Annotated in this window: 15 protein-coding genes; 6 read left to right on the top strand and 9 right to left on the bottom strand. The window is 45.2% G+C overall.

What is annotated here, in order from left to right:
- Positions 1-50: 50 nt before the first annotated feature.
- Positions 51-1,337: a YeaH/YhbH family protein gene (locus QME20_RS08000; protein ID WP_281715740.1), complete on the top strand. Its 1,287-nt coding sequence runs from the start codon at positions 51-53 to the stop codon at positions 1,335-1,337.
- A 1-nt stretch (position 1,338) separates the two neighbouring features.
- Positions 1,339-2,886, top strand: coding sequence for a SpoVR family protein (locus QME20_RS07995; RefSeq protein WP_281715739.1), 1,548 nt, complete (start codon positions 1,339-1,341; stop codon positions 2,884-2,886).
- A 28-nt stretch (positions 2,887-2,914) separates the two neighbouring features.
- Here the strand turns inward: QME20_RS07995 and QME20_RS07990 are convergent, their stop codons facing one another.
- The 3 genes from QME20_RS07990 to prmB all read right to left on the bottom strand — a co-directional run bounded on the left by QME20_RS07990 (position 2,915) and on the right by prmB (position 6,328).
- Positions 2,915-4,132: an MFS transporter gene (locus tag QME20_RS07990; RefSeq protein ID WP_202285452.1), complete on the bottom strand. Its 1,218-nt coding sequence runs from the start codon at positions 4,130-4,132 to the stop codon at positions 2,915-2,917.
- A gap of 153 nt (positions 4,133-4,285) precedes the next feature.
- Entirely contained in the window at positions 4,286-5,383 is a 1,098-nt protein-coding gene (gene aroC, locus QME20_RS07985; RefSeq protein ID WP_156078076.1) for a chorismate synthase, read from the bottom strand.
- A gap of 9 nt (positions 5,384-5,392) precedes the next feature.
- Positions 5,393-6,328: a 50S ribosomal protein L3 N(5)-glutamine methyltransferase gene (prmB, locus tag QME20_RS07980; RefSeq protein WP_061094557.1), complete on the bottom strand. Its 936-nt coding sequence runs from the start codon at positions 6,326-6,328 to the stop codon at positions 5,393-5,395.
- Positions 6,329-6,480: 152 nt separating this feature from the next.
- Here prmB and smrB point away from each other — a divergent pair, with 152 nt between their 5' ends.
- The gene (gene smrB, locus QME20_RS07975; protein ID WP_014948757.1) at positions 6,481-7,131 is read left to right on the top strand and encodes an endonuclease SmrB; all 651 of its coding nucleotides are present in this window, start codon (positions 6,481-6,483) and stop codon (positions 7,129-7,131) included.
- Positions 7,132-7,160: 29 nt separating this feature from the next.
- Here smrB and QME20_RS07970 read toward each other — a convergent pair whose 3' ends face one another.
- From QME20_RS07970 to QME20_RS07945, 6 genes are all read right to left on the bottom strand, one after another.
- Complete coding sequence (locus QME20_RS07970) at positions 7,161-7,286, bottom strand: hypothetical protein (protein ID WP_012517787.1); 126 nt, start codon at positions 7,284-7,286, stop codon at positions 7,161-7,163.
- A 178-nt stretch (positions 7,287-7,464) separates the two neighbouring features.
- On the bottom strand, positions 7,465-7,878 hold the full coding sequence (locus QME20_RS07965; RefSeq protein WP_156078075.1) for a hypothetical protein: 414 nt from the start codon (positions 7,876-7,878) through the stop codon (positions 7,465-7,467).
- Between the two features lie 98 nt (positions 7,879-7,976).
- A complete protein-coding gene (locus tag QME20_RS07960) occupies positions 7,977-8,435 on the bottom strand; it encodes a hypothetical protein (RefSeq protein ID WP_049585818.1) in 459 nt (152 codons plus the stop codon).
- 282 nt (positions 8,436-8,717) lie between these two features.
- Positions 8,718-9,356, bottom strand: a complete 639-nt coding sequence (locus tag QME20_RS07955; RefSeq protein WP_014948754.1) for a hypothetical protein — start codon at positions 9,354-9,356, stop codon at positions 8,718-8,720.
- A gap of 67 nt (positions 9,357-9,423) precedes the next feature.
- Positions 9,424-11,022 (bottom strand): glutamate--cysteine ligase, encoded by a 1,599-nt coding sequence (gene gshA, locus QME20_RS07950; RefSeq protein ID WP_239636095.1) that lies wholly within the window; start codon positions 11,020-11,022, stop codon positions 9,424-9,426.
- Positions 11,023-11,096: 74 nt separating this feature from the next.
- Positions 11,097-13,982, bottom strand: coding sequence for a pitrilysin family protein (locus tag QME20_RS07945; protein ID WP_281715738.1), 2,886 nt, complete (start codon positions 13,980-13,982; stop codon positions 11,097-11,099).
- 337 nt (positions 13,983-14,319) lie between these two features.
- On the opposite strand from QME20_RS07945, the gene QME20_RS07940 reads away from it, so the two are divergent.
- The 3 genes from QME20_RS07940 to QME20_RS07930 all read left to right on the top strand — a co-directional run bounded on the left by QME20_RS07940 (position 14,320) and on the right by QME20_RS07930 (position 16,672).
- Entirely contained in the window at positions 14,320-14,886 is a 567-nt protein-coding gene (locus QME20_RS07940; protein WP_014948751.1) for an Hpt domain-containing protein, read from the top strand.
- Complete coding sequence (locus QME20_RS07935; RefSeq protein ID WP_239636093.1) at positions 14,886-15,638, top strand: pseudouridine synthase; 753 nt, start codon at positions 14,886-14,888, stop codon at positions 15,636-15,638. Before QME20_RS07940 ends, QME20_RS07935 begins: the two co-directional genes overlap by 1 nt.
- Before the next feature lie 92 nt (positions 15,639-15,730).
- The gene (locus QME20_RS07930; RefSeq protein ID WP_281715737.1) at positions 15,731-16,672 is read left to right on the top strand and encodes a 2-dehydropantoate 2-reductase; all 942 of its coding nucleotides are present in this window, start codon (positions 15,731-15,733) and stop codon (positions 16,670-16,672) included.
- Positions 16,673-16,701 lie beyond the last annotated feature (29 nt).

The raw sequence follows: 16,701 nt of genomic DNA, 5'->3' as shown, positions 1-16,701 counted from the left end.
CGTGCTTCAGCACGGGTATTTGTAGTTCACAACAAGACAAGCAGGTGTGTATGGCGCATTTTATTGACCGAAGGTTAAACAGCAAAGGTAAGAGTACGGTAAACCGCCAGCGCTTTATTAAGCGTTACAAACAGCAGATAAAGCGCGCTGTTTCTGATGCAGTGGGTAAACGTTCTGTTACCGATTTAGATTCTGGCGAGCAAATTAGCATTCCAGCCAGAGATATCTCTGAACCTATTTTTCATACCGGCCGCGGCGGCAGCAGAGATATTGTCCACCCCGGCAACGACCAGTTCACAGCGGGTGATAAAATTGATAGACCGCCAGGTGGCGGTGGCAAGGGCGCAGGCGAAGGCGACGCTAGCAATGAAGGCGAAGGCCAAGATGAGTTCGTATTTTCTATATCCAAAGACGAATATTTAGACCTACTTTTTGAAGATTTAGCGCTTCCCAACCTAAAGAAAAATCAATTCGATAAAGTCACCCAATACGAAACTTATCGCGCAGGTTATCAGACCGATGGCGTGCCAAGTAATTTAGATATTGTTCGCTCACTCAAAGGCTCTGTGGCAAGGCGTATTGCCTTAAGCGGAAGTGATAGAAAGAAACTAAGAGAACTTGAAAAAAAACTTGCCCTGCTTGTAGAAGACAAGCACGACAATACGTTAGCCATAAATGCATTAAAAGAAGAAATTGAAGCACTTAAAGCCAAAATAGCCCGAGTGCCTTTTATTGATACTTTCGATTTGCGCTTTAAGAACTATGACAAACGCCCGCTTCCCTCAAGCAAAGCCGTAATGTTTTGTTTAATGGATGTATCTGGCTCTATGGACCAAGCCACCAAAGATATGGCTAAACGGTTTTATATCTTGCTGTATCTCTTTTTGACGCGAACCTACGAAAACGTAGACGTGGTGTACATTCGTCATCACACGCAAGCGAAAGAAGTAGACGAGCACGAGTTTTTCTACTCTCAAGAAACCGGCGGCACTATTGTTTCAAGTGCATTGAAGCTAATGGATGAAGTCGTTCGCGAGCGCTACAGCGATGGAAATTGGAATATCTATGCAGCACAAGCGTCAGATGGCGATAATTGGGCTGATGACTCGCCGCAGTGTCGTGACTTGCTTACCGCTAAACTGCTACCCGCAACCCGTTACTATGCCTATATTGAAATAACCGAGAGGCAGCACCAAAGTTTGTGGCGAGAATACGAGAAAGTGGCCGCCACTCACGACAACTTTGTATGTAAGCACATACAAACACAGGCCGACATCTATCCTGTGTTCAGAGAGCTATTCAAACGCTCTGAACAAGATGCGCAGCAAGGAGCCTAATATGACAACCGACGCTATGGCAAAAGAAAGCAGCAAGCCAGAAACATCAAAACGCCACTTATTAAGCGATGGGCCCGACTGGACGTTTCCACTTATCGAAGAGTATGAGCAACATATCGATCGCATCGCCAAAAAATTTAAGTTAGACACCTATCCCAATCAAATTGAGGTGATCACCGCAGAGCAGATGATGGATGCCTACGCCAGCATCGGCATGCCGCTTAACTACACGCACTGGAGCTTTGGCAAAAAGTTTATTCAAACTGAGCAACAATACCGTCGTGGACAAATGGGGCTGGCTTACGAAATCGTCATTAACTCTGACCCCTGCATTGCGTATTTAATGGAAGAGAACACCATTACCATGCAAGCGCTCGTTATGGCTCATGCTTGCTACGGTCACAACTCATTCTTCAAAGGCAACTACTTATTTAAAACCTGGACCGATGCCAGCTCTATCATCGACTACCTGGTCTTTGCTAAAAACTACATTGCTAAATGCGAACAAAAATATGGATTTGATGAAGTCGAAAATATGCTCGACTCGTGCCACGCGCTAATGAATTACGGCGTTGACCGATACAAACGCCCGCAGAAAATTTCGTTACAAGAAGAGAAAAACAGACAAGAAGAGCGCGAGGCCTACCTGCAATCGCAAGTGAACGAGCTTTGGCGCACCCTGCCAAATAGCCCGCATAGCAAACACAAAGAAAAAATTCGTTTTCCACAAGAACCGCAAGAAAACCTGCTTTATTTTATTGAAAAAAACGCACCTTTACTTGAACCTTGGCAACGTGAAATTGTGCGTATTGTACGGAAAGTTTCGCAGTATTTTTATCCGCAAAAACAAACCCAAGTAATGAATGAAGGATGGGCCTGTTTTTGGCACTATCACATTCTAAATGAGATGTATGACGAGGGTTTGGTCAGCGACCGCTTCATGATGGAGTTTTTGCACAGTCATTCAAGCGTCGTAATGCAGCCAGAGTACAACAGCCCTTATTACTCTGGCATCAATCCGTATGCGTTAGGCTTTTCCATGTTCATGGATATTAAACGGGTATGTCAGTCCCCCACTGAAGAAGACTATAAATATCTTCCAAGTATCGCAGGAAAAGACTGGCTTGAGACCGTGCATTTCGCCATGGAAAACTTTAAAGACGAAAGTTTTATCAGTCAGTTTTTATCGCCTAAAGTTATTCGCGACTTTAAGTTATTCGCCCTTGAAGATGACACCACCAAGCCCTTTATTGCGGTGAGCGCTATTCATGACGAAATGGGTTATCAAATTATTAAAGAGAAGCTGTCTGCTCAATACAATTTGAGTAATTTAGAACCCAACATTCAGGTACATAACGTTGATGTGAGGGGCGATCGTTCGCTTACTCTTCGCTATATTCCTCAACGAGGAATTCCGCTAGGCGATTCAAAAGATGAAGTTATGCGCCACCTGCACAGGCTGTGGAAATTTGATGTACGTTTAGAGCAAGACAATGGTGATGATGGTATTGACGTGATATCAGAGTGTAAACGTGCACCGCAGGCGTAAGCCTGCGGTCAGCCCTCAGAACAAGATTTTAAGCCGCCTTTGCACTTTCCATTTCTTTTCTGGAACACAGTAACAATGACAGTGCGCCTATTGCTGCAAAAACGGCTGCGGTAACGAACGTCTCATAGGCGTTAGTGCCTTGCTGCCACTGCTGCCCTGCCAAGTAGTTTCCAAATGCGCCACCTAATCCAAACGCTATACTGATGTATACCGCTTGCCCTCGGCTTTGATACGCCTTCGGCAGGAACTGGTGGATAAAATGCACCGATACTGCATGCGTTAAACCAAAGCTTAACGCATGAATAAGCTGACTCAACACAATCACCATAAAGGTATCAGCGAATGCCGCCATGACATACCAGCGAAGCCCTGTCAGTGCGATGCTCACAAACAATAAATTCCACACGCCAAACTGGCTAATCAGACGGCGGGCAATAAGAAATATCCCCACCTCGGCAAGTACCCCAAGCGCGATAAAGATGCCAGTTTGTTGGCCGCTGTAATCAAGGTCGCGCATGTAAAGTGCGAAAAATCCGTAATACGCACCAAAGCTAATTTGCAAGCACGCTGAAGCGAATATAAAGATGGCGAAAGGTTTTTGTTTGGCGTATTTCCAAATACTTCCCGCCGTAGACGTTTCAGGTGCAGCTTCTTTGGGCGCACGTATGAACAAGGTACTGATGAACAGTAACGCGAGTACGCCAATACTGGCGTGCACTGGCGTGTCGGTAGAAAAAATATCTAGGGCTTTACCCACACCTACCGTCAAACAAATAAAGCCAACGCTCCCCCATAGCCTTACCTGCCCATACGTGGCATTGGTTTTCGCCACCGTGTTCATCGTGATAACTTCAAGTTGAGGCAACACCGCTGTCCAGAACATCATCATCAACCCGAAAGCCAACGTAAGCCCCCAAAAACTGGTGAAGTAAAACACCGAACTGAAAGTTAGTACGGTGAGCAAGCAGCCTAAACGCATTACGCCAATGGCATTACCCGTTTTATCGGCCACGCCAGCCCACAGGCCTGGCCCTAAAATACGCGCTAGCGTTATAACAGCAAAAAGTTCACCGATTTCGGCAGAGGAAAATCCCCGCCCATCAAGGAAGATACCTAAATAAGGCACAAGCACGCCAAGCTGACCGAAGTAAAGCCAGTAGGTGATAGCAAGAATAAAGAGGCCGGTTTTGCTGCTTGCTGGGCTCGCCGCAGTATTGTTGGCATCGTTTAGGCCATTTGGTGACAATTCACATCTCCATATGCAAAAACGCCACTAGCGCAGAACCGGCAGTGGCGAATGATAAAATTAATTAGCGCAACATGCGCTCATGCAGCGTGTATCTTTAATCCGCGTTAACGTCGCAGTCTTGGCATTGCGGTCTTGCGATTTAAAAAACAGCTATGCCTGACCCGCAATTGGTTTCGTGGTCGACTGCACACCGGCATTTTGCGCGCGGTGGCGCAGCAGATGATCCATCAATACCAGCGCCAGCATGGCTTCGGCAATAGGTACAGCACGGATACCCACACACGGGTCGTGACGACCTTTGGTGACGATATCGATTTCCTCATTGTCTTTATTGATAGTTTTACCGGGAACCGAAATACTTGAGGTCGGCTTAAGCGCCATGTGTACTTCAATATCCTGACCGGTAGAGATGCCGCCTAGCACGCCACCTGCATGATTAGATGTGAATCCTTCGGGAGTAAGCGTATCGCGGTGTTCACTGCCTTTTTGATTAATAACATCAAAACCATCACCAATTTCCACGCCTTTCACTGCGTTAATTCCCATCATGGCGTGGGCGATTTCAGCATCTAGCCTATCGAAAACAGGCTCGCCTAGGCCTACAGGCACATTCTTCGCAACAACCGATACTTTCGCGCCAATGCTGTCGCCTGACTTTTTAAGGTCTCGCATGTACTCGTCCAGCGCGTCAAGCTTAGACTCATCAGGGCAGAAAAACGGGTTAGTGTTGGTTACATTGTGATCAACCTTATCTACCGTTACCGGCCCAAGCTGAGACAAATAGCCTAATACCTCAATACCGTGCACTTCTTTAAGGTACTTTTTCGCAATACCACCTGCAGCTACGCGAATAGCCGTTTCACGTGCAGACGAACGCCCACCACCGCGGTAGTCACGGCTTCCGTACTTTTGATCGTAGGTATAGTCAGCGTGGCCTGGACGAAAGCGGTCCTTGATATTGCCGTAATCTTGGCTTCGCTGATCTTTATTTTTAATCAATAAACCAATACTGGTGCCAGTAGTTTTACCTTCAAATACGCCAGATAAAATTTGTACTTCATCGTCTTCTCTTCGCGCCGTAGTATAACGAGAGGTGCCGGGCTTACGTCTGTCTAAATCAACCTGAAGATCTTCTTCTGTGATCTCAAGTCCTGGAGGGCAACCGTCTACCACACCGCCAATTGCAATGCCGTGGCTTTCACCAAACGTGGTTACAGTGAAAAGTTTTCCGAAGCTGTTACCTGACATAATTAACTGTTAATCCTTACTACTAAAATACTGTACTAATGTGTTTTTCTGAATTGCGAAAATACCTGAACCGCCATTTTCGAACTCAAGCCAAATGACTTCTAAGCCAGGGAACCTTTCGCTCATGTGCACTTCGCTATTTCCAACTTCAACGAATAACCAGCCACCGTCATTAAGGTAAGTTGGCGCCTCTTTAAGCATGATATCAACCAGTTCCAGACCGTCTTCACCTGCGGCAAGGGCAAGCTCAGGCTCGTGGTGATACTCTTCAGGCAAGTCAGCCATGTCCTCTGCGTCAACATAAGGCGGATTAGACACGATAAGGTCGTATTTCTGCCCTTCTAAACTTGAAAACAGGTTAGACTGAATGGGATAAACACGGTGACTAAGACCATGCTCCTGAATATTGATATCGGCCACTTCCAATGCATCTGTGCTGATATCAACGGCATCTACCTGCGCCTCTGGGTATGCATGAGCAAGCGCAATAGCAATACACGCGCCGCCCGTGCACATATCAAGAATACTGTTAGGCGTAGATTCTACAAATGGCGCAAACTCTTTTTGAATAAGTTCAGCAAATGGAGAGCGAGGAATGAGCACTCGCTCGTCTACGTAGAACGGCATACCGCAGAACCAGGCTTCGTTTGTGATATAAGGCAATGGCATGCGAGTTTGCACGCGCTTTAAAACAAGCTCTGCAATCTTCTCTCGCTCGCTTTTCGTTAAGCGAGACGTCATTACGCTGTCCCCAACTTGCTCCAATATAGGATGAGGCAAATGTAAGGCTTGCATAACTAGGCTTGTCGCTTCATCCCATGCATTGTCAGTACCATGACCAAAGTACAAGGCCGCATCGTTAAAACGGCTGGTTGCCCATCGTGTCATATCTAACAGGGTATGCAGATCTTCAATGGCTTCTTCAAGGTAAAACTTATCGGTCATGGCGTTTGGGTACATCAAAAATTTTAAAGCTGGTATCATACCCAAACTTCATACCGATTCACATAATTAACTACGTACCGAATCTTTCTATTCGTTATAATTTAGGCGTTTTGAATCGTTAAACTCGAGTGTATTTACCCAAGCTGTTGTTGATGAAAACCTTTAAAAAAGAACTCAAAGCATTAAAGAAGCAACTTTCTGAACCTCATCGCCATAAAAGTCAGGCGAGACAGGAAGGCGCCCGTAATGGAAATATGTCTACGAATACCGAGGAAGAGACCTTTTCATTTGCCGATGCAATGCAGGGAGTGACGCCTTTATCACAAGATAAAGTTGAGCCTGATAAGCAAGTTGAGTTATTTAAGAAGTCACAGCAGGTAAAAGGTAAACACCTAAAACACAGCAAGCAATTAGCGGCAAGCTTCGACTTTTCTGATATGTACCAGGCAGCGTTGCCGCAAGAAGGACCCATGCGCTTTTGCCAAGAAGGTGAGTCTACGCATATTTTGAAGCAGCTGCGCCGTGGCGACTACTCGCCAGAAATGACTTTAGATTTACATGGCCTTACCCGAGAGATGGCAAAAGCCGAGCTTGCCGCACTTATTCACACGGCAAGAAAAGAACTGATAGATTGCGTGTGTGTAATGCATGGTTTTGGTCAGGGCGTGCTAAAAGCCGCCCTGCCCCATTACTTAGTTCAGCACCCACACGTACGTGCATTTCATCAAGCGCCCCTCGAATACGGTGGACAAGCAGCACTACTGGTACTCATCGACATACCGCTTCAAAACAACAAGCGTTAATTTGCGCCTGGACAGCCATGCATGGTGACTTATTTGTCTTCATCTGCACTGTTGTGCATAAACAAATAAGTGTAATACATCATCATCGCTACAATAATGCCTATACCGAGTAGTGAGCCCCATACTACGGGGTCTTTCATCATAGTCCACAACATAAGTAATCTCCTCTTCAACTAAGTAAATAGTAGAAGAGGCGTTAGATAGAGGATATGATCCAGATCAAATTCGATTTCTAGTCGTTAGCTGTCGGCCTAATTATTTGATCCAGGTCAACATACAGTTAATACCAATCCGCATATTTGTCGCGCCATCACAATTGGGGCTTTGCCATACTTAGTTGTAACGATTGAATATGTTCAGGTCTCCCTCATAACCAAGCAACGCCTCCGCATTACGGCACAGCTGCTCCATCGACTCACTAACTTGTATATCAAAATTGGGGGGTGTTGCTCGAAGACTGTGTTGAAAGATTTTGGCGTTTACATGGTTCGCAAGCAAAAGAAACCCCAAACATCCATACGTTCGCAGAAAGGGAAGTCGTGAGCAAAGTTGAGATGCGGCAGTATGTGTAATCGTTAAACTTTTATCGGGTATAGATAGAATTACCCACTTATCAAGTTTCTGACCCTCTCTTGCGATATTCCTAAACCACCCGTCGACAACGCTATCGTCGTATACATTGCTTGGTATATCGAATAGCACATTGTTGACGTTGAAAAAACGGTATTGATGCTGACTACCTACCATGGCTACCTCCTGTTATGCCTTCATTCAATTGATAGAGTGGAGCACTGAGCAAAGATCAGTTTTAACAGGGCGAATTCGCCTAGTTAGGGCTGTTATGGCTATCGTCTGGCATTATTGAACTGATTAACATTGTGGGCCTGCAGACAAGCAAGTACTTTTTCACTCAACCACAGTGTTGCCTGAGCAGTGTCGTCAAAGTATTCGAATGCTAGTGTTGAAGATTCATAAACACGAGACCAAAACTTCTTTTGCATTGCCACACCTTCTGTTTCATGAAGCACCACTGCCGTGGCGATTAGTCCCAATGCTACGGCTTTACTAACAATTTCTTGCCCAGCGTTAGTAGCCTCCATGGGCGCAAGCGCTAGACCATGCACATTTACTAAGCTTCCCCAACACGGTGTATCAATATTCTTTCTTTGTGCGCCAACCACACGCTCATACTTTTGCATGAACTCAAGATTAAACGGACCTACTAAGTTTATATGTAGAATATTTTGCTCTGCTTGAAAATGAGCGTGAACCTCTCCATGCGCACTAAACTTGTCTATATCCATACGTTCCTCCACTCGAAAAGTATAGAACAAGATCAGGGCCAGATAAATTTGTTGCATATTGAGGGATAAAATTAATTTACAAAAAGGTATTGCAAATCATTCTCATTTACACTATCTTGTAAATGCCTGTTCGACGTTGGGTAAAAAACGGTCTTGGCTTAGCGTCGCTGAGGGATAGACGCCCGTCTATCCCTCAATTTTTTCTTCAATATAGTTTTCTACTTATTTTAATCAACGTTCATAGACGCATAAAAAAAGCGACGATAACGTCGCTTCTTTAATTTAGCTAAACAGCTTCATAAACCAACCTTTTTGAAGATCTTCCTCGCAGGTTTTAAGTTGCGTAGCATAGCGCAGCGAGCGCGCTTTAACTTTTGACGCCACTTTCTTCAGCCACGGCTTTCTATCATAGCTTCTGCGTTTGTACCCGCCCCATCCTTCGTGATAGTTAAGGTATTGCGCGTAGGCGTCCCATTTAGAAATACCGTTCACTTTTTGCGACTTGTAAATAAACCATCCCATAAAGTCGATAGCGTCCTCGAAATCATCACGATCCGCACCACTGTTATCTGTTTCTCTCATATAGTCAGACCAGGTAGGTGTTTTCGCTTGTGAATAGCCATAAGCCGAACTAACACGCCCCCAAGGAATAAGCCCGAAGAAAACGTAATCACGCGGTGGAAGCGCATCGTGGCGGAAGGAACTTTCTTGATACATCATGGCCATTGGAACATGTATAGGCACACCCCATTTATCGCGGGCATCAGCAGCTGCATCATACCAATCGTCCTTTTCGTAGAATATTTCGCACAAATTACTGATGTCTTTAGGAGGCGTAGTTGCACACCCAGCGATAAACAGCGGAAAAAGAACGATGAGAGTTGATAAAAAAACAACCAATTTTTTGAACTTTTGGTTCATAGCTTGTCTTAACTAATGTTCTAGTAAAATGTGTGTTTCCCTGGAACCCTTCGATGCCTGACCTATGTCAGGCATTTTTTTTTGCTGGGGCCTCAGCGAAATAATCACGAATAAATGTATCAAAGTCTTTAACATCAGTAGCTTCTATTTCTTTTTGAGCAGCAAACGACACGTCAGCTTGGGCAGCAAAACCAGCAGCATCCGTATCCGTGTATTCAAAAGACTTCATCTCAGCTTGATAAGCTTGTGCCAGTTCTAAGCCCAACACGCCATTATCTTTGTCGCTTTCTAGCAAAGTAGCAAGTAGTTTACCTGACGGCGTTAGCGCCGGATCCGCCACTTTTTCAGCCTCGAGGTTCACCGCTTGTGTGTAACGCGACGTATCATTGGCCAAGTCGAGTAATTCGGCCGCTTGCTCGAAGGACTTAAACAGCGAGGCACACCAGTTAGGTAGTGAAATATTTTCTCCGCCATTTTGCAGGAGCAAATCAGGGTTTCGCCCTTCTAACACCACTTTATTCATATTCTCTTTAGCTTCTTTAAGCTGCGCTTCGTCAAGTTCTGCACTTGGCATTAGTAAGCACGCCACTAAAAAAACATCTAAGAAATCGAATTGCGTCTGTGAAATACCAATTGCCGAAAATGGATTTACATCTAGAGCGCGCACTTCAATGTAGCTGATACCGCGTCTAACCAAAGCGTCTGTTGGCTTTTCCATTGACTGAGTGGGCTGCTTAGGGCGTATAGGCGAGTACAGTTCATTTTCAATTTGAATGATGTTGCGACTTAACTGTTGATAATTGCCCTCTTCGCCTGCAGCAAACTGGCTGAACCGGGATGACGGCGTATTCATCGCATCGCGCAGCAAGGTGACATAGTTGTCTAGCTTGTTGTAACAAATCTTAAGCGACGATTGCTCTGCACTTGTGTAGCCTAAATCACTCATGCGAAGTGATGTCGCGTATGGCATGTATACCGTGCCCTTACCTACCTTTTTAAAAGGTAACGCATGCTGCTTTCCTTTTAAAAACGATCCACATAATGCAGGGGATGCACCGTACAAATAAGGAATAAGCCAACACAACCTGCGGTAGTTGCGGATAAGCCCAAAATAATCGGCTGAAGTCTGCTCTTGAGAATGTTCTTTTCCGTTCAGTTCAGCCCATAGCTTCCAAAACGTTTCGGGAAGAGAAAAGTTGAAATGCACGCCGGCAATTGCCTGCATCATACTGCCGTAGCGGTTTTTCAGACCAATGCGATATACACGCTTCATCTTGCCCACATTTGACTCACCAAAATAGGCGATGGGAATGTGCGCTTCATCATCTATAAAGCATGGCATACTTAGCGGCCATATTTGCTCTTCACCAATATTATCAATAACGAATTTATGGATATCTTTTAACTGAGAAATCGTTTTGGCAGCACTGTTTTCTGGCGGCGTAATGAATTCAAGCAACGATTCAGAAAAGTCTGTGGTGATTGAATCATGGGTTAGCGCAGATCCCAGCGGTTTAGGATGGGGTGTTTGTGCCAACGTACCGTTCGGGTTTATACGAAGGGCTTCGCGCTCAACGCCGCGCTTAATATCTTTTAGCGCAGCGAGAAATTCGGGTGACTTAAGCGCAGCAATGCGCGCTTCAAAACGGGATGAGTCTACAGTCAAAATGGTGGTCCGTTATGTCAATATAGCCCCCTGTTATGGGGGGCAATAATGTAAATTCAACAAAAATCAATCTATCAGTTTAACGTTTCTCGGGTATTACTCTCTACTGATAACTCGATAATTGGCATCGATAGCGCGTTTAACTGAGGCAAAATTTTAGCTTTATCGCCTACTACAATAATTTGCATCTTATCAAGATTCAAATATTGCTTTGCCAAGGTATCCATCGTTTTCTTATCAATATTGTTGATAATAGCAAGCTGCTCTTCACGATAGCCTTTATCAAGACCATAGCTAAGCAATTGCCTTAAAAAGCGCGCTTTACTGGTAGGTGTTTCAAATTCAAGTGCGTCGCTTAACGTAAAGGCATTGCGCATGAACGCAATTTCTTCCTCGGTTACACCTTCAGTGCGGTAGCGATTAATCTCTTTTAAAATTTCAGCGATACCTTCACCTGTGTTAGCAGCAGTGAGATCGGTACTTGCTTCAAACCAGCCAAGGGTTTTGCCACCAACGAAACCACTATTTGCTCCATAGGTGTAGCCTTTATCTTCTCGAAGGTTCAGATTTATGCGGCTATTAAATGCTCCCCCTAATGGGAAGTTCATAAGGCGAGACTTAAAGTGATCGCCTGTCGCATCAAAAGGTAAACTTCTATCAACAATAAATACTACCGACTGAACCGCTTCTGGGCTATCCACTAGGAAAATTTGGTTTTCTTCGTACTTGGGAAAGTCGCTGTAATCAGCAAATTCATAGGTATTCCCCTTCCACTGACCAATAAAGTCTAGTGTATTCACCATGTCTTTTTTCGGTAAGTTACCAACAACGACGATACTCGCTTTATCTGGCGAATAGTAATTGGCATAAAACGTTTTAACATCTTCCAACGTGATATTCTGCACAGTTTGCAGCGTGCCTTCATCCGGCAGGCTCACGCGGTTATCTTCACCAAAAAGAACGAGGTCACGCGCGCGGCGAGCTAAGCTAGACGGCGTTTTCGCTTGTTGCTGCAAGCCTTGTACAACACGCTCTTTCATGCGGTCGAAATCTTCTTGAGTGAACGCAGGTTTGAACAGCTTTTCTTTTAACAGCGCTAGGGTTTCATCTAAATGCTTGGTTAAAGTAGACACGTAAACTTGTGAGTATCTACCTGCAGTACTAAATCGGATAGCGCTACCCAGTTTTGCAAGTTCGCTAGCTAATTCTTCATTGCTGTAATGCTTTGTAGTTTCATTCATAAGTAACGCGGTTAAGTAGGCCGTACCCGCTTTACCTTCAGGGTCTAGCAACATGCCGCCATCCATACCTAATGTAAGTGTTACCGTTGGCGTTTCGGTGCTCATTACGCCAAGTATTTCAATGCCGTTAGCAAGTTCAGATTCCCAATAATCAGGAACTTCCACAACCGGTGCCTCACCGGCTTTCGGCATTACGCTTCTATCAAAGCTAGGGGCGGTATTGGTAGATAGGGCACTGGAAAAGGCTTCGTCATCAGACACATCTACCGTATCGATTTCAATATTTCTCACCGGACGTTCAAAGGTCTGCTTAGCCGCAGCGAGCTGAACCTGCCCTTTGGGCACCACGCTTAATACAACGCTATTGGCGTCTTTAATGTATTTATTGTAAACACGCATAACGTCTTCAGCAGTTACGGCGTTATAACGCGCAATATCTTCGGCAATCAAATCTGGCGTTTGGTAAAAGGTTTCGTTAGCAGCGAGGGCTGACACTTTGCCAGACACACTTTGTAAGCCAAATACCGTACGCGCTTCAATTTGTCCTTTTGTACGCGCTAAATCATCTGCCGTTACACCACGTGTCTCAAACTCTTTTAGGGTTTCATTCAGTACGTTCTGGAGAGTAGAAAGTGAGGTAATTTTTGCAGGGTTAGCCAAAGCGAGTAGCTGGAATTCACAGGCAAGTTCGCGGCAAGGGTGGGACACCACAGCTTGTACAGCCATGCCCTCTTTCACTAGATTTTTGTAAAACAGTGAGGTTTTTCCACCGCCTAAAATATCGGCCAACACGTCCAGTGGCGCTTCGTCTTCATGGCGACCATACACAGTAGGATAAGTTATTTGCAGAAGCGGAAGATGAACTTTATCTTCTAACGTTACATAACGGGTTTCGTCTAACGTTACTGGCTGAGGCTCGGGCTCTTCTACTTTAGGTCCTGTTGGGATTTCCCCAAAGTACTTGTTCACCCACGCTTTGGTTTTGGCTACGTCGATATCGCCACCAATAGTTAGGACCGCATTGTTCGGGCCATACCAGCGCTTAAAAAAGGCTTTTAGGTCATTGACGTCAACGCGGTCTAAATCTTCTACATAGCCGATAGTCATCCACGAGTATGGATGCCCTTCAGGATATAGCGCTTCACCATTAAGCTCGAAACGCAATCCATACGGCTGATTGTCCACACGCTGCGCACGCTCGTTTTTAACCGTTTCTCTTTGGTTTTCAAACTTAGTTTGGTCTACGGCTTCTAACAGATAGCCCATTCTGTCAGATTCTAGCCAAAGGACTTTCTCCAATTGGTTAGCCGGTACGGTTTCAAAATAGTTTGTGCGATCGGTATTGGTTGTGCCGTTTAAGTTACCGCCCGATTCCGTAATAACCTTAAAATGCTGCTCATCGGCAACGTGTTTTGAGCCTTGAAACATCATGTGCTCAAAAAAGTGAGCAAAACCCGATTTACCTACCTCTTCTCGCGCAGAGCCAACGTGATAGGTAACGTCAACATGAACCAGTGGATCAGAATGGTCTTCGTGGAGAATGACGGTAAGTCCGTTTTCTAATGTGTACTTTTCGTAAGGAATAGACACGGTGTTCGACGAATCAGCTACTGTGTTTAGTTGGTTATTCGTCTTCTCTTCCTGTACGTGCTGACACGCTGTTACTGCAATGACGCCTATGGTCATAACGAAGGTACGTAGGGTCAGTTTTCCTGACATGATGATTCCTTTTAAATTACTACACATTCTTCACTCTGCCTTTTCACTCTATATTCACTGAGTGGTACTTGGCTTATTGGGTGAAAACAGAGGTTGCTATCTCTATAGCGCAAGCGAATTTTCGAAGACTACCAGACTTTTTAGCGCTTTACTTGCTTCGACTTTGCTATGATTGTATTAATTTGTGTATTTCTGAAATACACTTACACTTCATAGTCTTTTGTAAAATAGGCTTTAGCCAGTTGAATTCGCTAAGTGGTACGAATGAACTGACAAACGGTTTCCATTTGGAATAGAAATAGCCCAATAGAAGTTGCGAAATAAAAAGGATAGTTGCATGGATCAGTCAACAACAGTAGTCGATATTGATTTTGGAATGTCACAGCTAAGTGGTAACAAAAAACTGTTGTTCACCCTACTTGGTAAGTTTACGGACGAATACCGTTCTCTTGATGCTGACTTGCAGGCGCATGTTGCTAAGGGTGATTTTAATGAGGCTTACTCTCTTGTTCACACACTAAAAGGCGTGACAGGAAACCTAGGGCTTTTTGCTTTGCACAATGCGAGCAAGCCTGTAGAAAGCGGCTTTAGAAACGACAAACGCGTTGCTGAACAATACCCTGCTTTTATCGCAGTACTTGATGAAACCATTGCTGCGGTTGATGCGTTGATCAAAGAGCCAGAAGTCACAGCTTCTGCCCCGGCACCGGCGAATGGAGCAGCAGCTGAGCAAGCGCGAAAACAGTTAATGACAGCGCTGAAAGCGAGCGAGTTTATCGCCCAGGACAAACTGGATGAATGGCTAGATGCCCTTGCCCTACCACAAGAAAAGCGCTCGGCTATTATCGATGCGGTAGACGAACTTGACTATGAAGAAGCCATTTCAGAGTTAGAAAATAGCTAGTGCAGCCGATCCCCGTTCTCTTTGAAAATACAGACCTCATTATTGTTAACAAGCCTATTGGCATTGCTATGCACGATGCCACTAATGAGGCAGATGTTAGAGAAAATATTGCCGAAAACGGCGAACCAGAAAAAATAGACGGCATTGTCACCCGATTAAAAAAGCAGTTAGCCGTAACAGAACTGCATCTATGCCACCGCTTAGATACGGGCACGTCGGGCTGCTTGTGTCTTGCTAAAAATGCAGCTGTAGCCGGAGAAATTGGCGAGCTTTTCTCATCACGACGTGTGAGCAAATACTACTTGGCGCTAAGTGATCACAAGCCTAAAAAGAAACAAGGCATGATAATGGGCGATATGAAAAATCGTCGAGGCGGCCAGCGGATTTTGCTAAAAACCACAGAAAACCCGGCTATCACTCAGTTTTTCAGTAGCGCGGCTAAGCCCGGTACCCGAGGGTTTATCGTTAAGCCTCACTCGGGGAAAACCCATCAAATTCGTGTGGCGCTTAAAAGTATTGGCGCACCTATTTTGGGTGATACACTTTATGGGGGTGAGACATCAGACAGGCTGTATCTTCATGCATGGCATTTGCGCCTACCTTTGTCTTCTGGTGAATTATCGGTTACTGCACCTTTCGATACAGGTGAAGTCATAAACGAAGCCGATGTGCAGACTTGGTACAACGGGCTTAATGCGCCTGAGACTTATCCATGGCCTTCCCTGCCCGCACGCTTTTTGCCGGCGTGCTAGGGGAAAACGCGAACGGCCTAATAGGTGCTAACCTAATAGGTGCTAATAGTCATAAGAAAATAGAAGCTACTTTGAATGTTTAATAGGTGCTAATGGGTAAACTACATATAGTTGGCGGCGGTGCCATAGGAAGCCTGATTGCTGCGAGCTCCCAGAAAAATGGCGTGCCGTATGACTGCTACCCCAGAGACATGAAAACCATGCCCTCTTGCGCACACTGGCAAAACGGCCAAACCACTGCGCTAAAACCTGCGAAGCCTTCACCTATCGTGTTACCTAAAAGTGATGTGCTGATAATCCCCTTGAAAGTATATCAACTTAAAGCAGCCCTATTGCAATGGCTTCCCTATCTCACACAACAACCTACCGTTGTGCTGCTTCACAACGGTATGGGCGGACTTGAGATCGCAAGAGATTTACTAGGCGGCGATTATCCGTTGCTTCTTGCTACAACCAGTCATGGCGCGTTAAAAGTAAGCGCGTCGAGCGGCGATTTTCATGTTAAGTATACTGGCGTTGGCGCAACGCAAATTGGCGCGCCTAATGTAGATAAGCCATCACCTCAAACATTGGCCGCCCTCTCACAAATAGCGCCACAGCTAGCCAGCGCAATTGCGACGTTAGATAACGCACTTCCGCCGGTGCAATACCAAAGTAATATTCTAAAAGCACTATGGACGAAGCTTTCCGTTAATGTTGTGATTAACCCACTAACGGCGCTTCACAATATCCAAAATAAGCACATTGCTAAGCCTGAATTTGAACAAAGCCGTATTTCAATTTGCAATGAGTTTACTCAGGTAGCGGATGCTTACGGGCTAGATTTTGATGCACTGTCAGTTCATGAAAATGTGCTGTCTGTAGCCAAGGCGACCGGAGAAAACTACTCAAGTATGCATCAGGATGTTGCTCACGGTAGACAAACAGAAATAGACGCCATCAACGGTTACATTGTAGATATGGCAACAAAAAAGGGTATTCCCGTTCCCGAGAATACCCTTTTAGTAGAGCGTGTTAAGGCGCTGAAGCTTTAACAGCGCCGAGCACCTAAATCACCCTATTT

Source organism: Alteromonas sp. CyTr2, assembly GCF_947311905.1.
GTDB classification, from domain to species: domain Bacteria; phylum Pseudomonadota; class Gammaproteobacteria; order Enterobacterales; family Alteromonadaceae; genus Alteromonas; species Alteromonas macleodii.
The sequence above is the reverse complement of the archived record's forward strand: the minus strand, read 5'-3'. Positions and strand labels throughout refer to the sequence as shown.